Source organism: Kitasatospora sp. NPDC086009 (assembly GCF_044540385.1).
Taxonomy (GTDB): domain Bacteria; phylum Actinomycetota; class Actinomycetes; order Streptomycetales; family Streptomycetaceae; genus Kitasatospora.
This window is the reverse complement of the sequence record NZ_JBITSA010000001.1, coordinates 1,233,441-1,252,132: the sequence shown is the minus strand read 5'-3', so window position 1 is coordinate 1,252,132 and position 18,692 is coordinate 1,233,441. Positions and strand designations below refer to the sequence as shown.

Sequence of the window (18,692 nt, the reverse complement as noted above, 5' to 3'; positions counted from 1 at the left end):
CGGCCCGGCCCCGCGTCAGGTGCGTCACAGCCCCTGGGGCCGCACCCGGCGGCCCCGTAGAATCGGGTGATTGTGACTGCCACCGCCCCGATCCCCCAGCAATCGCCGTCCGCCCGGCTCTCCGCCGCGCCGGCCGGCTACCCCGCGCCGATGTACCCGCACCGGGCCACCGAGGCCCAGCACAGCGAGCGACGCATCCGCAGCTTCCAGCCGCGCCGGGGCCGGATGACCAACGCCCAGGCGGGCGCGCTGGACCGGGGCTGGGAGACGTACGGCATCGCGATCGACGGCAGCCCGCTGGACCTGGCGGAGCTCTTCGGCGGTCTGCCGGTCACCCTGGAGATCGGCTTCGGGATGGGCGAGACGACCGCCGCGATGGCCGCCGCCGACCCGGCGACGGGCATCCTCGCCGCCGACGTCCACACCCCCGGCCACGGCAATCTGCTCGGCCTGCTGGAGCGGGACGGCTCGCGCAACGTCCGCCCGGCCGCCGGCGACGCCGTCATCCTGCTGCGCGACATGCTGCCCGACGCCTCGCTGGCCGGCCTGCGGGTCTACTTCGCCGACCCGTGGCCGAAGCCGAAGCACCACAAGCGCCGGCTGGTCCAGGCCTCCTTCCTGGAGCTGGTGCTGCCCCGGCTGGCCCCCGGCGCGCTGGTGCACTGCGCCACCGACTGGGAGCCGTACGCCGAGCAGATGCTGGAGGTGCTCTCCGCCTCGCCCGAGCTGGAAAACCTGCACCCCGAGGGTGACGGCACCGGCTGGCTGGAGCCCGCCGACCACCCGGCCGGCAGCGTGCCCGGCTACGCTCCCCGGCCCGACTGGCGGCCGGTCACCAAGTTCGAGCGGGCCGGCATCGCCAAGGGCCACGTGGTGCACGACCTGCTCTTCCGCCGCCGCTGACCCGCCGCCGGGCTGACCACTCGGCCTGACCACCCGGCCTCACCGCCGGCCCCGGCCGCCCGGCCCACAGGGGTGGATTCGTCCCGAGTCCTCCCGGCGGGCCGGTGCCGTGGCCTACCCTGTGCCGGGTGAGCAGCCCGTCCGGCGGCTACCGGGCCACCGCCCGGGCCGTCGGCGACCGAGAGATGCCCACGCGCACCGCCGGCACCCGCGCCATCCCGGGGCCCAGGACGCGCCGGGGCCACCGGCTCACGCCCTGGCCCACCGCCGCCCCGCCGACCGCCGCCGGACCGGGGCCGCGCCCCGCCCGCTCGGTCGTGCTCTCCTCGGTCACCACCACCGCCGTCCTGGCGCTGGCCGGCTGCGGCGTGCTGATCCTCCAGCTGGTCCGCCGCCAGACCGGGACCACCGGGCTGCTGGTCGGGCTCGGCCTGGCGCTCGTCCCGCTGCCCTTCGTGCTCGGCGGCCTCGCCTGGCTCAACCAGACCGCCCGGGTGCCGCTGCGCCACATCGTGTTCTGCCTGGGCTGGGGCGCCTTCGCGGCGACCACCGTCGCGATCCTCGCCAACGGCTGGACCAGCACCTACCTCACGGCCCACCAGGGCAGTCTGGGCGAGGTGCTGGGCGCCGACCTGGTCACCCCGGTGATCGAGGAGAGCGCCAAGGGCGCCGCCCTGCTCCTCCTGCTGCTGCCGCTGGGCACCCGGATCCGGTGCCACGGCCACCGCACTGGCCGCCCGTGCGCGAGCGTGCTGCGCCGGCTGCCCGGCCCCGGCCTGCCCCTCGGCCACGGCCGCGGACCCGCCCTGCCGCACGCCCGGGGCCGGCCGCGGCCGCGCCCCTATCTGCGCCCGCTGCCCTACCTGCGGCCCTACCCGCCGACGCCCGACCGCCCGCGCGCCCGGGCCCGCCCGCGCACCCTGGCGGCCGGGGTCGTCCTCGGCGGGATCACCGCCTGCGGCTTCGCCTTCACCGAGAACGCGCTCTACCTGGGGCGGGCCTTCACCGACGACCAGCAGCAGCGACTGGACAGCATCGGCCTCGGGGAATCGCCCAGCCTGCGGGACTTCGACAGCACGGTGCAGACCTTCGTCCTGCGCGGGCTGCTCTCGCCCTTCGCCCATCCGCTGTTCACCGCGCTGACCGGGCTCGGCCTGGCCATCACCCTCACCACCGGCCGGCGCCGGCTGGCCAGGATCGCCGCCCCGGCCGGACTGCTGCTGTCGATGGTCCTGCACGGCACCTGGAACGCCGCCGCCGACCTCGGCACGCACGGCTTCCTGCTGGTGTACGCGGTGCTGATGGTGCCGTGCTTCGCCGCCCTGGTCTGCTTCGCCGCCTGGGCCAGGAGCAGGACGGCGCGGCACGCCGCTCGCCGTGCCCGGGCGCCCGCCGCGGTCCGGTGACGAACTGATTTCCCATCCGGGCGACTTCCCCGTAGGGTTGCGTTCACCGACGCGGGGTGGAGCAGCTCGGTAGCTCGCTGGGCTCATAACCCAGAGGTCGCAGGTTCAAATCCTGTCCCCGCTACTCAGTAGCACAGAGGCCCGGAGGATTCGTCCTCCGGGCCTCTCGCATGTCCGAGGTCCGGGCCCGGGGTCCGGTGACGAACTGATTTCCCATCCGGGCGACTTCCCCGTAGGGTTGCGTTCACCGACGCGGGGTGGAGCAGCTCGGTAGCTCGCTGGGCTCATAACCCAGAGGTCGCAGGTTCAAATCCTGTCCCCGCTACTCAGTAGCACAGAGGCCCGGAGGATTCGTCCTCCGGGCCTCTCGCGTGTCCGGGGCCCGGGCCCGCTCCCGGGGGCCCCGGCTCCCCGCCGCTCCCGGCCCGGTTCGGGAGCCATCCCGGAGCCGCACCGGAGCCGCCCCGAAACCGGTACGGCGGCCGCGAATAAATCCGTTGCCCCCGTTCCGAGGAGCTGCCTAAGCTGGCTGCACACTGAAGGGAGGTGATCCTGAATTGAGTTCCATCAGGATGCGTGAGGTGGCTGCTCGCTAGAGCCGCCCCTGCCTGCGCAGGACGAGGCCCAGTGCCTCCGGCAGGCGAATTCCAAGCAGTCACCCGGCCCGTGGGCTCACCGGAACATCCCCGGTGCCTCGCTGCAGCGAGGAGCAGCCCACGGGCTGTCTGCTGTTCCGGCACCGATCGGCCCGGACGGCGCCCCGGAGCGTTTGCCTCCCACCGCTCCGACGCTAGAGTCGGCGCGGGTTCCGGAGCGGAGCGGGGCGGCCACAGGGGGTAGGCGATGGCGAGGACGCGGCGGACCGGGGGCACGACGGCCCTGCGAACGGCACAACGGGGAGCGGCCGGAGCGCTGGTGGGGGTGGGAGCGCTCGGCCTGGTGCTGTTCTCCCTCGACCGGGCGCACAGCTGGCAGGCGCTGGGCGGCGGGTTGGTGGTGACCGGGGCCTCGGCGGTGCTCGGCGGCGCGCTCGGCTTCCTGTTCGGCGTGCCCCGGGCGCGCGGCGGCCCGGCCGGTGAGCCGCACGGCTCCTACGCCCCGAACACCAATCTGGAGCAGGTCTCCGACTGGCTGACCAAGGTCCTGCTCGGCGTCGGCCTGACCCAGCTCGGCTCGCTCGGCGAGCGGCTGCACCAGCTCGGCGCGGCGCTGGCCCCCGCGCTGGGCGGCGGCGAGGGCGCGGCCCCCTTCGCGGCCGCGCTGGTCCTCTACTTCCTCGTTCTCGGCTTCCTGACCGGCTGGCTGGTGACCCGGCTCGCCCTGCCCCGGGTGCTCTCCGGCGCCGACCAGGCGCTCGACCTCTTCCTGGCCGGCCAGGACCGCGACCTCCGGGGCGACAAGGTGGGCGCGGACGACCTGCGGGTCCGCGCGATGCAGCACCTGGGCCTGCTGGGCGGCAGCACCGGCCGGGCGGACGACCCGGCCCGCCTGCCGCCGTCGAACGCGACGACCGGGCCGGAGAGCGTGATGGCCGAGGTCCGGTCGACGGCCCGGCGCTCGGCGCTCACCGCGGACCGGGTCCGGGAGCTGTTCGCGGACGGCGCCGACGACCGGCGGATCCAGGCGCTCGCCCTGATGCAGGGCGATCCCGCGCTGGCCGACCTGACCAGCGTGCTGGAGGCGATCGAGCACCCGCGCTCCGGCTTCGAGCAGTACCACGCGCTGCTGGCCGCCCGGGGCCTGCTCTCCTGGCTGCCGGCCGCGCAGGCGCAGCGGCTGCGGGACGCGGTGGCCGGCCGGCTGGTGGCGCCGGACGGCATCCCGTACGGCTCCGACCGGAGCTGGCTGGCGGAGAAGATCCTCTCCCGGCTGGAGTCGCCGGCTCCGCTCCCCCCGCAGGTCACCCTCCCGCAGCAGACCGGTCCGGCCGGCCCGCCGGCCGGGCAGCCGGCCGGCCCGCCCGAGACCGACCGGCCGGAGCGGCAGCCGGGCTAGCCGCCCCGGCGCCGGCGGTCGGCGGCCCGCAGGACCAGGACCCGGCCGAGTCGCCCCGCACCGGCCGGGAGCGGGCGGACCTCGCTGGCGATCCGGCGCTCGCCCAGCGCGCGGCGCAGCCCGTCGAGGTGCCGGCAGCGCCGGCCCGCGGCGTCGTTCAGCGGGTGGACCCGGACCTCGCCGCCGGGGGCGGTCACCCGGACCAGCTCGGTCAGCGCGGCCAACTGCTGCTCGGGGCCGAAGAGTTCGGGGTAGACGAACAGCAGGAACCCGCTGAGGGTGAGCGCGAAGGTGTCGTCCGCGAACGGCAGCCGGGGCAGCGCGGCGGCCACGTACCGCTGCGGGTGGGCGGCGGCGTCCGCGGCGAACAGCCGGCGGGCCCGGTCCCAGCTGCGCAGGTAGCGGTCGGCCGGGCGGTGGTGGGACGCCGGGTACAGCTCGGGGCGGGCGGCCATCGCGGCCGCCATGGCGGCGCGGGCGGCCAGCGCGCGGGCCGCGAGCTCGGGGGCCGGCCAGGCGTACGCGGGATCGGTGGCGATCACCCGGCAGCCCAGCTCGCGTGCCTCGGCGGCGAGCCCGGCGGCGCCGCCCGGGCAGTCGAGGACCGGCCCCGGGAGGGCCGCGAGCCCGGCCCGGGTCAGGTCGAACAGCGCGCAGTACTCGTCCAGCGGGCGGGAGGTGACCGGGACGTCGGCGGCGAGGTCGGTCGGGGCGGCCATGCGGTCATCGGACCACGGGCCGGCCCCGCCCGCACCCCGGAGCGTCCGGGGCGGGGCAGGGCCGATGGGGCTGGTGGGGCCGGGCGGTGGGGCGGCGGGTGGGCCGGTCAGCGGCCGAGCAGGGCCCGGGCGGCGAGCCGGTTGACGTTGGTCAGGCCGCGCACCAGCTGCGGGGTCAGGAAGACGAACACGAAGCCCAGCAGCGAGAGCCCGGCGATCTGCAGCGGCCCCTCGACGTAGTAGACGTGCTCGACCCCGTTGCCGTCGTAGTAGTCGAACACCCGGAAGCCCCGCCAGCCGACGTACTTCGGGTAGACCCAGTGGTAGAGCGGGTAGAGCGCCAGCGTCCAGCCGACCAGCAGGAACGTCAGCGACATCACGAAGCTGAAGAGCGCCCACGGGAGCATCACCACCTGGTAGAGCACGGCCTTCCAGCCCGCCGCGTCCACCAGCCGCGCGGTGATCGCGCCCCAGCTGCCCGGCCGGCGCTCCCGGACCGGCTGCGGGCCGGGCACGTCCAGCGCCAGCATGCCGCGGACCCGGGCCCGCTCCAGCCGGCCGAAGCCCCGGGCCCCGGCGGTCAGAGCGGCCAGCACCGGCATGCCGAGCACGGTGACGAGAGTGCCGACACCGAAGGCGAACAGCGTGATGGCGAAGGCGAACCCGGCGAGGGCCACCGGCACCGCGGTGAGGGTGAAGCCGAGCTCCCGGTAGTAGTAGGACGAGAACGGCGCCCGCCAGGCGTACGGCGGCTCCTCGGTGCGCCGTACCGCGTCGTCGCGGTCGTACTCGCTGCGCTGCGTGCTGAGGCTGCTGCTCATGGCCCTCGGGTCCTTCTCGGTGGCGTGCCGGGCTGACGTCACAACCCTGTCAAAGGCCGGGCCGGGCGGACATCCGGCTCCCCCGTGAAGCGGGCCGGGGGTTAACCCCCCACCCGGGGCCACTCATGGGCGAGCAGCGAGTACTGGAAGGAGTCGCGCCAGCAGCCGTGCAGGTGCACGTCGTGCCGGATCCGGCCCTCCAGACGGAAGCCGGCCCGGATGAGCACCCGGACCGAGGCCGTGTTCTCCACATCCACCCGGGCGACCAGCCGGTGCAGCCCGAGCGGGCCGAAGGCGAAGTCGCAGAGCAGCCCGGTGATCTCGCCCGCGTAGCCGTTGCCCCAGGTGTCCGGGCGCAGCGCGTAGCCGAGGTCGGCGCTGCGGTGGCCGCCGAGCGTGAGGGCGGCGTTGCCGATCGGGACGGCGCGGGACGGGGCGTCCGCGTCGGCGCGGCGGGTGACGGCCAGCCGGTAGACCGTCCGCTCGTCCTGCTGCGCCTCCTCCAGGTACTGCTCGATCTGGTCGGCGCAGTCCTCGCGGTCACGCGGCTCGAACGGGAGGTAGCGGGTGGCCTCCCGATCGCCGAACACCGCGTACAGGGCGTCGACGTCGGCGGCGCTGTGGTGGAACTCGCGGATGGCCAGGCGGGGGCCGGTGAGTCGGACGGGGACCATGCCTGCCGACCCTACCCGGGCTTTCCGGTTACCTTACGTGACATGGAAGAAGAAGACCTGCGGCTCGCCCCGCGCACCAAAGCCGCCGAACTGCTCGCCTGGGCCCAGGCGCACGGCCACCCGCCGGTGGCCGAGGCGCCGGTGCGGGCGGTGCTGGCGCTGCTGGAGCTGGGTGAGGGCAGGATGCGTGACGGCTGGCCGGAGCTGACCTCGGACGCCGTGGAACAACTGCTGTACGAGCGGCTCTACCTGTACGTCCAGCCCGAGCCGGAGCAGGACCCGCTGGCGTACGGCGCCGCGGTGCGGCTGCTGATCGACCACCAGCGGGCGGCGAAGCGGCTGAACGCCAAGCGGCAGGAGCGGCTGCACGCGGAGGCCGAGTGGCAGGGCGAGGTGGCCGCCGGGCTGCTGCGCCGCGCCGACCTGGTGACCTGGCCCCGGCTGTACACGCTGCTGCTGCGCGCGGACGGGGTGGACCCGGCCGACGGGGCGGCGGTCCGGGCCTGGCTGGAGGCGTTCCGGGAGCTGGCGCCGGAGGACCGGGCGGCCGCCTACGAGCGGCTGGAGGCGACGGGCGCGCTGGACCCGGTGGACGACGGGGGCTGGGACGGCGCCCGGCCGCTCAGCGTCGGGATGGCCACCGACGGTGCCCGGCGGCTGCTGGAGCAGGGGCTGATGCGGCGCAGCTACCGCAACCTGGAGGAGCTCACCGCGCAGGGCCGGCCGATGCCCGACGAGCTGGCCGGGGACTTCGGGGCGTTCGAGGAGGCCGCCGTCGAGGCCGCGCTGGACCTCTTCGGCGAGTGGACGGTGCCGGGGCTGCCGCGGCTGCTGGTGGAGGAGTTCCCGGAGCTGGCCCCGGAGCCGGGCCAGGAGGAGATCGACGCGTACCTGGCGCAGCTGCCCGGGGCACCCGGCGAGGCGGAGGAGGCCGGGGAGTACGGGGACGAGTACGGGCACGAGTACGGGGACGAGGACGGCTACGCGCCCGGGGACGGGCACGTGCACGTGCACGGGTCCGCCGACCGGCCGGACGGGGCCGACGCGGCCGCCGGGGCCTGAGACGCGACGGTGCCCCGGCCGTCGTGACGACGACCGGGGCACCGCGGCGGGCTGTCAGAAGGTGACGCCGGTCAGGGGGTCACGCCGCGCTGCTCGAACCAGCTCTCCGGGTCGACCGGGGCACCGCCGCCGGGGCGCACCTCCAGGTGCAGGTGCGGGCCGGTGACGTTGCCGGTGGCCCCCACCTTGCCGAGCTGCTGGCCGGGGACGACCTTGCCGGAGCCCTTGATGATCGAGGAGAGGTGGCAGTACCAGATCTCGGTGCCGTCGGGCAGCGTCTCGACGATCCGGTAGCCGTACGACCCGGCCCAGCCGGCCGAGGTGATGGTGCCCTGGCCGACCGCGTAGACCGGGGTGCCGGTGTCGGCGGCGAAGTCCAGGCCGGTGTGCAGGTGGGCCCAGTAGGAGGCGCTCTGGCCGTAGTGGGCCGAGAGGTGGTAGTCGCGCACCGGCAGCTCGATGGCGGCGAGCTTGGCCTTCTCGGCCTCCTCGGCGGCCTGCTTGGCCTCCTGCTGCTGGGCCGCGCGCTTGACCTCGGCCTCCTTGGCGGCCTGCAGCCGGGCGCCCTCCTCGGCGGCGGTGCGCTGGCTGTCGGCCTGCTGCTGGATCCGGGCGGCGAGCGCGAGGCCCGGGTCCGCGGCGAGCGCGACCGGGGTCTCGTCCGGGACCTCGACGGCGGGGGCGGCGGCCGGGGTGGCGGAGGCGAAGCCGGTCGCCCCGAGGGTGGCGGCCACGGCGGTGACGCCGAGCAGCGGGGCGGTGCCGCGGGTCTGACGGGGCATCCGGTGCCGGTTGCTGTCGGGGGCCTGCGGCCCGGTCTCGGCGCCGGACCCGCCGAACTCGCCCGGGTGGGCGGGCGGCCAGGGGTGGTCGAGCAGCTGGGTGCCGGCGGGGGAGCCGGGCAGGTGTGCCGGAGAGTGCGACGACGCCACGGAGGCGCGCTCCTTTCCTTCCTTCGCGCCTACCGGGTTAGCTGACGGGTTCGGAGCAGGAAGGTCTCCTACGGCTGGGCCTGGGCCCGGCCGATTCACCCCAAGGAACATGGTTCCCCGGCTCCCTGGCCTGCCCGGAGGCCGGCCGGCGGGATTAGGCGACGGCGCACGGTGCCGTCTGGGTACGGCGTTACGAACCGCGCTGCGTTATCAAACGTTAATCCTAGGAGCCTCTGATTCCAAGCCGTCCGTTCGGGACAGCCGGATACTACCCGGGCGGTACGTGACCTGATGGGCGATTTGGGCGGATCGACGGCAACTGACACCACCGAACGTGAGGGGACGTCAACGAACGGCCCCCCACTTGAGTACTCCTACTCATGTGCGGCACTCCCGGCGCGGCCATCCTGGCGCCATGAACGCACCGATGCAGTCACGCACCACGGCCGCGTACCACCTCCAGGCCGTCCTCTCCTTCGCCCTCTCCGGCGGCGCCCTCGCCGTCGGCATCGCCTATCTGCCGGTCGGCGGCTGGACCCGCGCCTTCCTCGCGGTCGGCCTGCTCTACACCGTCACCTCCGCCTTCACCCTGGCCAAGGTGATCCGGGACCGGCAGGAGACCAACGAGATCGTCACCCGGGTGGACCAGGCGCGGCTGGAGAAGCTGCTCGCCGAGCACGACCCGTTCAAGGTGGAGGGGGTCTGAGCCGCGGTACCGGGGCCGCCCCCGGGGGCCGACCGGTCGAGGGCTTGACGGCTAAGGCTATTAGCCTTAGCTTTATGGCTATCGGTGCAACGCCGACAGCTCCGCGGACCGAGGAGGCCCCCATGCCCGGCACCTTCACCCCCAGCACCCAGTACCTCGACCTCCCCGGCGGCCGGCTGGCCTTCGACGACACCGAGCAGGGCGACGGCGCCCCCCTCGTCCTGCTCCCCGGGATGCTCGACAGCCGTGCCGCGTACCGGCACCTGCGCCCGCTGCTGGTGGCCGCGGGCCACCGGGTGATCACCCTGGACCTGCGCGGCTTCGGCGAGTCCTCGATCGCCTGGGACGACTACACGCCGGCCGCGATCGCCACCGACGTCCTCGCCCTGCTGGACCACCTCGGCATCGACCGCGCCACGCTGGTCGGCAACTCCTACGCCGGTGCGACGGTGGTCAAGGTGGCCGGGGACGCGCCGGAGCGGGTCGCCGGGATCGTCCTGGTGGACGCCTTCGTCGAGAACCCGCCGCCGAACGCGCTGCAGCGCGCGATGTTCGGCGTGATGGGCGTCCTGCTGGTGCACTCGCCCGCGTTCTGGGGCCTCTACCACCGCAAGATGGCGTACCCCGGTCCCAAGCCGGCCGACTTCGACGCCTACGTGGACGGACTGGTCGCCGCGATGCGCACGCCGGGCCGCAAGCAGGCCACCCGGGGCTACGTGCGCGGGGACTCCGCGCCGAACGGCTGGACCGCCGCCGTGAGCTGCCCGGCGCTGGTCCTGATGGGCACCAAGGACCCCGACTTCCCCGACCCCGAGCTGGTCGCCGACCGGCAGGCCGCCGCGCTGAACGGCCGCAAGGTGATGGTCGAGGGCTCCGGGCACTACCCGATGGCCGACCGGCCGCAGGCCACCGCCGACGCCCTGCTGCCCTTCCTCGCCGAGCTGGCCTGAGCCCGCCCTTCCGCGCCGCGCCGGCCCGAGCCCGCCCGCTACCTCGCCCACGGAGACCGCACCATGCCCCGAGTCGGACTGACCCCCGAGCAGGTCGTCGACCACGCCCTCGCCCTCATCGACGAACAGGGCCCCGAGGCCCTCACCCTGGCCGCCGTCGCCGGACGGGCCCAGGTGGCCACCCCCTCGCTGTACAAGCACGTCAGCGGCGGACTCGCCGAGCTGCGCCGGCTGATCGCCGTCCGGGTCACCGAGGAACTCGCCGACCGGCTCGCCGAGGCCGCCCTCGGCCGCGGCGGGGACGACGCCGTCGCCGCCGTCCTGCGGGCCTACCACGGCTACGCCACCGAGTACCCGCACCGGTACACCGCGCTGCCGCAGGCCCCGCAGCCGGACGACGACCTGACCAGGGCGGGCGGCCGGCTGGTCGGGGTGATCCTCGCGGTGCTCCGCGGCTACGGGCTGGAGGGCTCCGAGGCCGTCCACGCCGCCCGGACCGTCCGCTCGGTCGCCCACGGCTTCGCCTCGCTGTCGATCGGCGGCGGGTTCCAGCTCGCCGAGAACCTCTCCGACACCCAGGACCGCCTGATCACCCTCCTCACCGGCGGCCTCCGGAACTGGCCCGGGGCCTGAGCCCCGCCCCCACCGCGCGCCCGGGCTCCGTGAGTTCCCCCGGCCGGGCGCCGCACCCGGCGCACCCCGCGCGGCGGGCCGGCCGGACCACGGCGGACCACCCGGTCGGAGCGGCCGGGCAGGGCACCACCGGCGTCCGCTCCCCGGCACCGGTGCGCCGTCCGGGTCACCCTTCACCGGCATCGGAAATGAGGTATGAAGAATTGGGTGCCCGACAAGGCGACGGAAAGGCCGGGAAATCCCATGGACCTGACCTCACCGTGGCTTCCCCCCTCCGAGGACGAGAGCCGGGCCCCGCGCAGCAGCCCCACCGCGCGCAGCGCGATGCGCTGTGTCCGGTTACTGCTCGGCTGCACCACCGCCGCCGAACTCCTCGGGACCGTGCTCGCCGAGGGCCCGGGCTGGATCACCGGTGAGGGCTCCGCGCTCTACCTGCTGGACAGCGCCGGAATGCTCCGGCTCACCGCCTCGCACGGCCTGCCCGACTGGGTCCACGAGCGCTACGGCGTCATCGATCCGGCGAGCGAGCTGCCCGCCGCGATGGCCCTGCGACTGCGCCGCCCGTACCTGCTCAGCCCGGAGCGCACCAGCGTCGACTATCCCAACCGCAATGCCGGTATGGGCACCGGAATGGTCGCGCTGATCGCCCTGCCGATGATCGTCGACGAACGGCCGATCGGCGTGCTCGCCCTCGCCCTCGCCCACCGGGGCACCGTCCCCCGCCGCGATCTGGACGTGCTGGAGACGCTCGGCGACGCCTGCGCCCACCGGCTCGCCCATCTGCTCGACAGCGCGCGGGCGGGGGCCCGCCCGGCCGGGACGGCCCACCCGGGGCCCGGCGGCGAGGCCGGTACGGACGGGCGGTCCGCCGCACTGGCCCACCCGATGCTCTCGCTCGCCGTCCGGTCCGCCGGGCACGGCGCCTTCGAGCGCGATCTGGTGACCGGCGAGACCTTCTGGGACGCCACCGCCTACCGCCTGGTCGACCGCCCCGTGCCGCCCGACGGCCCGCCCACCGCACCCGACCTGGACGGGCTGGTCCACCCCGAGGACCTCCCGGACGTCCAGGCCGCCCTCGCCGAGGCACTCGCCACCGGCGGCCCGTACCGGATCGAGTACCGGGTGCCGCGCCGCGACGGCGGTGTGATCCGGATCGAGGAGACCGGCGAGGTGATGCTGGACGTGCACCGCCGGCCGGTCCGGGTCGCCGGGCTGCTGGCCGACCGGGACCGCGCGGGCGCCCCCGCGGAGGAGGCGGCCGGCGGCGGAGCGGGCGGCGCCCCGGCGGCCGGCGCCCGCTCGGCTCTGTTGCTGGCGCTCACCCGCGCGCTGTCCCGCGCGGTCACCGTCCGGGACGTGACCACCGCGGTGACCGACGTCGCCCGGCCGGCGTTCGGCGCCGCCAGCATCGTGCTCGACCTGGTCGACGAGGGCCGGCTGCTGCCCGTCTCGCACACCGTGTACGGCGGCCCGCGCCGGACCGAGCTGACCCGGCTGGCCGACCTCTCCGAGGGCGTGATGCAGCACTCGCTGGCCCGCTCCGTCCCGCTGTTCAGCGAGCCCGCCACCACCCGGCCCGGCGGCGGCGGGCCACTGACCCCGGCGTCCTGGGCGGTGCTGCCGCTGGTCGCCTCCGGGCGACAGGTCGGCTCCTGCCTGATCACCTTCTCCACCGAACGGGTCTTCGGCCGCGAGGACCGCACCCTCTACTCCGCCTTCGCCGGCATCCTGGCGCAGTCCCTGGAGCGCGCCCGGCTCTACGACACCCACCACCACCGGGCCACCGAGCTGCAGCGCGCCATGCTGCCGCGCACCCTGCCCCGGCTGCCCGGGATCGCCAGCGCCGCGCGCTACCTGCCCAGCACCGAGGGCATGCAGATCGGCGGCGACTGGTACGACCTGCTGCGGCTGCCGGACGGCCGGATCGGCCTGGTGATCGGCGACGTCCAGGGCCACAACGCCGAGGCCACCGCCGTGATGGGCCAGCTGCGCAGCGGTCTGCGCGCGTACGCCACCGACGGCCACGACCCGGCCGCCACCCTGGCCCGGACCAGCCGGCTGCTGTCCGAACTCGACACCGACCTCTTCGCCACCTGCCTCTACCTCACCCTCGACCCCGCCGACGGGACGGTCCGGGCGGCCCGGGCCGGTCACCCCTCGCCGGTCCGGATCGCGCCGGACGCCCCGGCCGTCGAGCTGGACCTGCCGGGCGGCCCGCCGCTGGGCGTGGACCCGGGGCAGCCGTACCACCTGACGGTCGGGCACCTGGCGGTCGGCGAGACGCTGCTGGTCTACACGGACGGGCTGGTCGAGGACCGCGAGGAGGACTACGACGAGTCGGTGCAGCGGATGCTCGGCGGGCTGGAGCTGTGGGCCCGGCAGGCCGGTCCGGTCCGGCTCGGCCCGGCCGCCGCCCTGGAGCGCCTCGCCGATCTGCTCACCCTCAACGTGACCGAGCGCCGCTCCCGGCCGGACGACGTCGCTCTGCTGTTGCTGCACCGGAGTTCGCCGGTTCAGTGAGCCTCCGACGCGGCCGGGGGAGCGGCCCCGGGCGGGGCGCGGCCGGGCCGGAAGCAGGTCGGATTGACGTCGTATGGACGGGATATTGACGAGATCCGGTCACTTGGCGAGATCCGTTCACACCTTCGTAGGATCATCACCCTAGAATTCGCGGCGTGACGATGACTCAGTGGTGTGCAACGGCAACCGGCGTTCTCGCCGCCCTCGCCCTCGTGGCCGCCGCCCGCTACCGCGCCGTCTCCGTCACCCAGCGCCGCCGGGCCGACCGGCAGCAGCGCGAGAACGCCCGCCTCCAGGACCAGCTCGCCGTCGAACTCGCCCGCCGGGGCAGCGAACTGGCGGCCGTCCAGCAGGAACAGGAACTCAACGCCTCCACCCAGCGGGCCTTCCTCAGCGTGGCCCGCCGGATCCTCGTGATGGCCCACGACCAGCAGGCCCTGCTCGACGAGATGGAGCGCACCCACGACGACCCGGCGCTGCTGGAGGGCCTGCTCAAGGCCGACCACGCCGCCGCCCAACAGGCCCGCCTCGCCCAGACCCTGGCCGTCCTGTGCGGCGCCCGGGCCGGGCGGCACTGGCCCGAACCGGTCTCGCTGGAGGACGTGGTGCGCGGTGCCCAGTCGCGCATCCTGCCCTTCCAGCGGGTGGTGGTCCGCAGCCGGATCGAGACCGCCGTGGTCGGCGCCGCCGCCGAGGCGCTCATCCACGCCGTGGCCGAGCTGCTGGACAACGCCACCCGCTACTCACCGCCCAGCACCCAGGTGTTCGTCACGCTGATGCCCGTCCACAACGGCGCCGTCGTCGAGATCGACGACGGCGGCGTCGGGATGCCCGAGCCGGCCGTCGCCAAGGCGGCCTCGGCGCTGGCCGGCGGCACCTCGCTGGAGGTGTCCCGCCTCGGCGAGGTACCGCAGCTGGGCCTGGCCGCGGTCGGCCGGCTCGCCGAGCAGTACGGGTTCCGGGTCACCCTCAGTTCGGCGCCCTCCCCGTACGGCGGGGTCCGGGTCGTGGTGCTGCTGCCGAACGCGCTGCTCACCGAGCCGCTCCCGCCGACCGTCCCGGGCCTCGGCCCCGACGACCCGGCGTTCCCGGCCGACCCCCACCGGAACCCGGCCTCCCCCTACCCGGGCGGACATCCGCGGACCACCGCCCACCCCCTGGTGGAGACCCCGCCGGCCGGCCCCGCCGCTCCGCCGCCGCTGCCCCGCCGGAGCCACCGGCGCGACCGCTCCAACCGCCACGCCTCGCCGGCCGCTCCCCCGCCGGCGCCCGCCCCGCCCTACCGGTCGGCGCAGGATGCCCGGGCGTTCATGGCGATGTTCCAGGCCGGCACCGCCGACGGCCGGTCGGCCGCCCGGACGCAGGCCCAGCCCCACCGTTCCCTGCCCGCTTCCCCCCAGCTCCCCCAGCGCTTCGGAGAGTTCCATGACCACCACCCCTGACCTCGGCTGGCTGCTCGCCGACATCATCTCCGTCCCCGAGGTCCAGCACGCCGTCGTGGTGTCCAACGACGGCCTGGAGATCGGCCGCAGCGCGGGCATCCTGCGCGAGGACGCCGAGCGGCTCGCCGCCGCCTGCTCGGGCCTGCAGTCGCTGGCCCGCGGCGTCGCCCAGGGCTTCGGCGGCCACGGCAGCGCCACCCGCCAGATCGTCATCGAGTACGGCGGCGGCTACCTCTTCGTGGTCGCCGCCGGGGCCGGGGCCCACCTGGCCGTGGTGACCGGCGAGGCGGTCGACGCCGGCCTGGTCGCCTACCAGATGCAGGTCCTCGTCGAGCGGATCGGCAGCCACCTCACCAGCCCGCCGCGCGTCGATCACGCGGCGGGGGGCCGGCGGTGAACGGGCCGGTCCGGCCCTATGTGATCACCGGCGGACGCAGCCGGCCCACCCGGTCCGCGCTCGCCGTCGAGAGCCTGGTCAGCGCCTTACCCGATCGGCCCGACTTCCCCGAGGACGCCCTGCTCAACCGCGAGCACCAGCGCATCCTGGACCTCTGCCGCAGCCTGCTGTCGGTCGCCGAGGTGGCCGCCTACCTCGGGCTGCCGCTCGGCGTCGTCAAGGTGCTGGTCGGCGACCTCTGGGACCTCGGCGCCGTCCAGGTGCTCCCGCCCGTCCCGCAGGCCGAACGCCTGCCCGCAACCCTCTTGGAAGAGGTGCTCGTTGGCCTCCGCCAACTCCGCTGACCCGCGCACCGCCGAGCCCTCGGCGCCGGAGCCCCAGTACCTGCCGCCGTCCGTCCAGGGCGCCGTGAAGATCCTGGTCACCGGCCCGTTCGGGGTCGGCAAGACCACCCTGGTCGGCGCACTGAGCGAGATCACGCCGCTGCGCACCGAGGAGACCATGACGGCCGCCAGCAGCGGCATCGACGACCTCACCGGGCGGCCGGGCAAGACCACCACCACGGTCGCGCTGGACTTCGGCCGGATCACGCTCAACCCCCGGCTCGCCCTCTACCTCTTCGGCACCCCCGGGCAGCAGCGGTTCTGGCCGCTCTGGGACGACCTGTCGCGCGGCGCGCTCGGCGCCATCGCGATGGTCGACCTGCGCCGCCCGGACGAGAGCTTCGACGTGCTCGGCCGGCTGGAGGAGCAGCGGATCCCGTTCGCGGTCGCCGTCAACACCTTCCCGGACACCCCGAGTTACCCCGAGGAGGAGCTGCGCTCCGCCCTCGACCTGCTGCCCGACGTACCGATCCTGTACTGCGACGCCCGGGACCGCCGGGCCGCGTACGACCTGCTGATCGACTTCGTCGACCATCTGCACTCCACCGCCGTACTGGAGCTCCAGCGATGACGACCCCCGACCCGGGCACGGCCGTTCCGCCGTCCGCCGGGCAGCTGTCCGCACCCCCCGGCTGCCCGGCGCACGCCGCCGGGACCCTGCCCGCCGGGGTGCCGCTGCCCCGGCTGTACGGCGCCGCCGTCGCCGACGACCCGCACGGCCTGTACGCCCGGCTGCGGGCCCAGTACGGCCCGGTCGCGCCGATCGAGCTGGAGCCGGGGGTCGAGGCCTGGCTCGTGCTCGGCTACCCCGAACTGCTCGAACTCACCCGCAACGAGGCGCTGTTCTCCAAGGACTCGCGCCGCTGGAGGGTCCCCGCCGAGGGCCGGCTGGCCGCCGACTCCCGGCTGCTGCCGATGACCGCCTGGCGTCCCACCCTGCTCAACCTGGACGGCGCCGAGCACCAGCGGCTGCGCGCCGCCGTCGCCGACACGCTGGCCGAGATCGACCACCGCCAGCTGCGCGAGACCACCGAGGCCGCCGCCGACGCGCTGATCGACAGCTGGGGCCCGGACGGCACCGCCGACCTGATCGCGCAGTACGCCCGCCGGCTGCCACTGCTGGTCTTCACCCAGCTGATCGGACTGCCCGCCGAGGCCGGACCGCACCTGGTCGGGCTGATCAGCCACTTCGTCGACAGCAGCAAGGACTCCGTGCGCGCCAGCGCGGAGTTCCAGGCGATCCTGGTCGACCTCGTCCGGCGCCGCCGCGCCACGCCCGGGGCCGACCTCACCTCCTGGCTGCTGGCCCACCCGGCCGCGCTCAGCGACGAGGAGGCGGTGCACCACCTGGTGGTGATGATGGTCGCGGGCAACGAGACCACCATCAACTGGACCGGCAACACCCTGCGGCTGCTGCTCACCGACCGCCGGTTCCGGGCCACCCTGACCGGCGGCCGGCTCACCGTCTCCGACGCGCTGGAGGAGGTGCTCTGGCGCGACCCGCCGACGCAGAACTTCCCCGGCCGGTGGGCGACCGGCGACACCGTCCTCGGCGGCCAGTACATCAGCGCCGGCGACATGCTCGTGCTCGGCCTGGCCGCGGCCAACGCCGACCCGGCCGCCCAGGGCGCCTCGGCCGCCGCGCACGGCTCGCTCGGCGGCAACCGGGCGCACCTGGCCTGGGGCGCCGGCAAGCACGTCTGCCCGGCCCAGCACCCGGCCCGGATCATCGTCGAGACCGCCGTCGAGACCCTGCTGCACCGCCTTCCCGATCTCCAACTGGCCGTACCACCGAGCGAGTTGGCCTGGCGCCGGTCGCCCTGGTCACGCGCCCTGGTCAGCCTGCCGGTGCTCTACAGCGCCTTCACCCCGCCCCGCCCGCCAGCCCCCGAGAGGCCGTCATGGACACCGCCGCCCCTGAGCTCGACCGACCCGGCCACCGACCCGAGCCCATCCGGCTCGACCCCTTCGGACGGGACCAGCACGGAGAGAACGCCCGGCTCCGGCAGGCCGGCCCGGCGGTCCTGGTGGAACTCCCTGGCGGGGTGGTGGTCTGGGCGATAGCCCGGCACGACACCCTCCAGGAGCTGCTCGCCGACCCCCGGGTGGGCAAGAACCCGCAGCTCTGGACCGCCTTCACCGAGGGCCGGCTGCCCGAGGGCTGGCCGCTGCTGAACTTCGTCACCGTGCCGGGCATGATCACCGTGGACGGCGAGGACCACCGGCGGCTGCGCGGCCTGGTCACCCAGGCCTTCACCCCGCGCCGGGTCGCCGAACTGCGGCCCGCCGTCGAGTCCCGCACACGGGCGCTGCTCGACGACCTCGCCGGGCTGGAGGGCCCGTTCGACCTGCGCGAGCACTTCGCCTACCCGCTGCCGATGCAGGTCATCGGCGAACTGCTGGGCCTGCCGCCCAAGCAGCAGGACGAACTGCACGAGCTCTCCGACACCCTGGTCTCCAGCTCCGCCACCCCGGCCGCCGCGATCGCCGCCCAGCGGGGGCTCCAGGCGCTGCTCGCCTCCGTGGTCGAGGCCAAGCGCGCCGAACCCGGCGACGACCTGACCACCGACCTGATCGCCGCCCGCGAGTCCGGGGACCGGCTCAGCGAGCAGGAGCTCGTCGGCACGCTGCTGCTGATGCTGGTGGCCGGGCACGAGACCACCCTCAACCTGATCACCAACGCCGTCCGCGCCCTGCTCTCGCACCCCGAGCAGCTGCGGCTGGTGCTCGACGGGGAGCAGCCGTGGTCCGCGGTGGTCGAGGAGACGCTGCGGTACGACTCGCCGGTCGGGCAGTTCCCGCTGCGGTACGCGACCGAGGACATCCCGGTGGGCGACGTGGTGATCCGGCGCGGCGAGGCGCTGCTCGCCTCCTACGCGTCCGCCGGCCGGGACGCCGCGCACTACCCGGACGCCGACCGCTTCGACGTCACCCGGCAGCCGAACCGGCATCTGTCGCTCGGCCACGGCCCGCACTTCTGCCTCGGCTCCGGACTCGCCCGGATGGAGGCGGAGACCGCGCTGCGGTACCTGTTCGACCGCTTCCCGGGGATCGCCCTGGCCGAGGGGCCCGCGCCGGAGCCGATCGGGTCGTTCATCAGCAACAGCGTGCGGACGCTGCGGGTGACGGTCTGACGCCGCCGCGGTGAC

18 protein-coding genes, 2 tRNA genes and 1 riboswitch are annotated in these 18,692 nt (G+C 75.1%); of the genes, 16 read left to right on the top strand and 4 right to left on the bottom strand.

Annotation, left to right across the window (positions count from 1 at the left end):
* Positions 1 to 72 precede the first annotated feature (72 nt).
* The 5 genes from trmB to ACIF6L_RS05600 all read left to right on the top strand — a co-directional run bounded on the left by trmB (position 73) and on the right by ACIF6L_RS05600 (position 4,304).
* Positions 73 to 903, top strand: a complete 831-nt coding sequence (trmB, locus tag ACIF6L_RS05620; protein WP_329489069.1) for a tRNA (guanosine(46)-N7)-methyltransferase TrmB — start codon at positions 73 to 75, stop codon at positions 901 to 903.
* A 128-nt stretch (positions 904 to 1,031) separates the two neighbouring features.
* Positions 1,032 to 2,309: a PrsW family intramembrane metalloprotease gene (locus ACIF6L_RS05615; protein WP_396491261.1), complete on the top strand. Its 1,278-nt coding sequence runs from the start codon at positions 1,032 to 1,034 to the stop codon at positions 2,307 to 2,309.
* A 50-nt stretch (positions 2,310 to 2,359) separates the two neighbouring features.
* A tRNA-Met gene (locus ACIF6L_RS05610) sits at positions 2,360 to 2,433 on the top strand.
* 127 nt (positions 2,434 to 2,560) lie between these two features.
* Positions 2,561 to 2,634 (top strand) — tRNA-Met (locus ACIF6L_RS05605).
* A 590-nt stretch (positions 2,635 to 3,224) separates the two neighbouring features.
* A complete protein-coding gene (locus ACIF6L_RS05600; protein WP_396491260.1) occupies positions 3,225 to 4,304 on the top strand; it encodes a hypothetical protein in 1,080 nt (359 codons plus the stop codon).
* On the opposite strand, the gene ACIF6L_RS05595 is transcribed toward ACIF6L_RS05600, so the two are convergent.
* The 3 genes from ACIF6L_RS05595 to ACIF6L_RS05585 form a co-directional block, all read right to left on the bottom strand.
* Positions 4,301 to 5,023, bottom strand: a complete 723-nt coding sequence (locus tag ACIF6L_RS05595) for a class I SAM-dependent methyltransferase (protein WP_396491259.1) — start codon at positions 5,021 to 5,023, stop codon at positions 4,301 to 4,303. The two genes, ACIF6L_RS05600 and ACIF6L_RS05595, sit on opposite strands and share 4 nt — an antisense overlap.
* A 107-nt stretch (positions 5,024 to 5,130) precedes the next feature.
* Positions 5,131 to 5,844, bottom strand: coding sequence for a sensor domain-containing protein (locus ACIF6L_RS05590; protein WP_396491258.1), 714 nt, complete (start codon positions 5,842 to 5,844; stop codon positions 5,131 to 5,133).
* Positions 5,845 to 5,945: 101 nt separating this feature from the next.
* Positions 5,946 to 6,518, bottom strand: a complete 573-nt coding sequence (locus ACIF6L_RS05585) for a GNAT family N-acetyltransferase (protein WP_396491257.1) — start codon at positions 6,516 to 6,518, stop codon at positions 5,946 to 5,948.
* Between the two features lie 42 nt (positions 6,519 to 6,560).
* Between ACIF6L_RS05585 and ACIF6L_RS05580 the strand changes: the two genes are divergently transcribed.
* Complete coding sequence (locus tag ACIF6L_RS05580) at positions 6,561 to 7,580, top strand: hypothetical protein (RefSeq protein ID WP_396491256.1); 1,020 nt, start codon at positions 6,561 to 6,563, stop codon at positions 7,578 to 7,580.
* 71 nt (positions 7,581 to 7,651) lie between these two features.
* Here ACIF6L_RS05580 and ACIF6L_RS05575 read toward each other — a convergent pair whose 3' ends face one another.
* On the bottom strand, positions 7,652 to 8,512 hold the full coding sequence (locus ACIF6L_RS05575) for a M23 family metallopeptidase (RefSeq protein ID WP_396491255.1): 861 nt from the start codon (positions 8,510 to 8,512) through the stop codon (positions 7,652 to 7,654).
* A gap of 12 nt (positions 8,513 to 8,524) precedes the next feature.
* A riboswitch (cyclic di-AMP (ydaO/yuaA leader) is annotated at positions 8,525 to 8,683 on the bottom strand.
* Between the two features lie 244 nt (positions 8,684 to 8,927).
* On the opposite strand from ACIF6L_RS05575, the gene ACIF6L_RS05570 reads away from it, so the two are divergent.
* From ACIF6L_RS05570 to ACIF6L_RS05525, 10 genes are all read left to right on the top strand, one after another.
* Positions 8,928 to 9,218, top strand: a complete 291-nt coding sequence (locus tag ACIF6L_RS05570) for a YiaA/YiaB family inner membrane protein (RefSeq protein WP_329489059.1) — start codon at positions 8,928 to 8,930, stop codon at positions 9,216 to 9,218.
* A 122-nt stretch (positions 9,219 to 9,340) separates the two neighbouring features.
* Positions 9,341 to 10,168 carry an alpha/beta fold hydrolase gene (locus ACIF6L_RS05565; RefSeq protein WP_396491254.1) on the top strand — a complete coding sequence of 276 codons (828 nt, stop codon included), beginning with the start codon at positions 9,341 to 9,343 and terminating at the stop codon, positions 10,166 to 10,168.
* A gap of 63 nt (positions 10,169 to 10,231) precedes the next feature.
* Positions 10,232 to 10,801, top strand: coding sequence for a TetR/AcrR family transcriptional regulator (locus ACIF6L_RS05560; RefSeq protein WP_396491253.1), 570 nt, complete (start codon positions 10,232 to 10,234; stop codon positions 10,799 to 10,801).
* Between the two features lie 243 nt (positions 10,802 to 11,044).
* A complete protein-coding gene (locus tag ACIF6L_RS05555; RefSeq protein ID WP_396491252.1) occupies positions 11,045 to 13,321 on the top strand; it encodes a SpoIIE family protein phosphatase in 2,277 nt (758 codons plus the stop codon).
* A gap of 161 nt (positions 13,322 to 13,482) precedes the next feature.
* Positions 13,483 to 14,763: a sensor histidine kinase gene (locus tag ACIF6L_RS05550; RefSeq protein ID WP_329492194.1), complete on the top strand. Its 1,281-nt coding sequence runs from the start codon at positions 13,483 to 13,485 to the stop codon at positions 14,761 to 14,763.
* A complete protein-coding gene (locus ACIF6L_RS05545) occupies positions 14,747 to 15,160 on the top strand; it encodes a roadblock/LC7 domain-containing protein (protein WP_329489055.1) in 414 nt (137 codons plus the stop codon). The genes ACIF6L_RS05550 and ACIF6L_RS05545 overlap by 17 nt, the downstream gene beginning before the upstream one ends.
* Positions 15,157 to 15,504 (top strand): DUF742 domain-containing protein, encoded by a 348-nt coding sequence (locus ACIF6L_RS05540; protein WP_396491251.1) that lies wholly within the window; start codon positions 15,157 to 15,159, stop codon positions 15,502 to 15,504. The genes ACIF6L_RS05545 and ACIF6L_RS05540 overlap by 4 nt, the downstream gene beginning before the upstream one ends.
* On the top strand, positions 15,482 to 16,114 hold the full coding sequence (locus ACIF6L_RS05535; protein ID WP_329489052.1) for an ATP/GTP-binding protein: 633 nt from the start codon (positions 15,482 to 15,484) through the stop codon (positions 16,112 to 16,114). The genes ACIF6L_RS05540 and ACIF6L_RS05535 overlap by 23 nt, the downstream gene beginning before the upstream one ends.
* Complete coding sequence (locus ACIF6L_RS05530; RefSeq protein ID WP_359837112.1) at positions 16,111 to 17,607, top strand: cytochrome P450; 1,497 nt, start codon at positions 16,111 to 16,113, stop codon at positions 17,605 to 17,607. The genes ACIF6L_RS05535 and ACIF6L_RS05530 overlap by 4 nt, the downstream gene beginning before the upstream one ends.
* Positions 17,571 to 18,677 (top strand): cytochrome P450, encoded by a 1,107-nt coding sequence (locus ACIF6L_RS05525; protein WP_396491250.1) that lies wholly within the window; start codon positions 17,571 to 17,573, stop codon positions 18,675 to 18,677. The genes ACIF6L_RS05530 and ACIF6L_RS05525 overlap by 37 nt, the downstream gene beginning before the upstream one ends.
* Positions 18,678 to 18,692 lie beyond the last annotated feature (15 nt).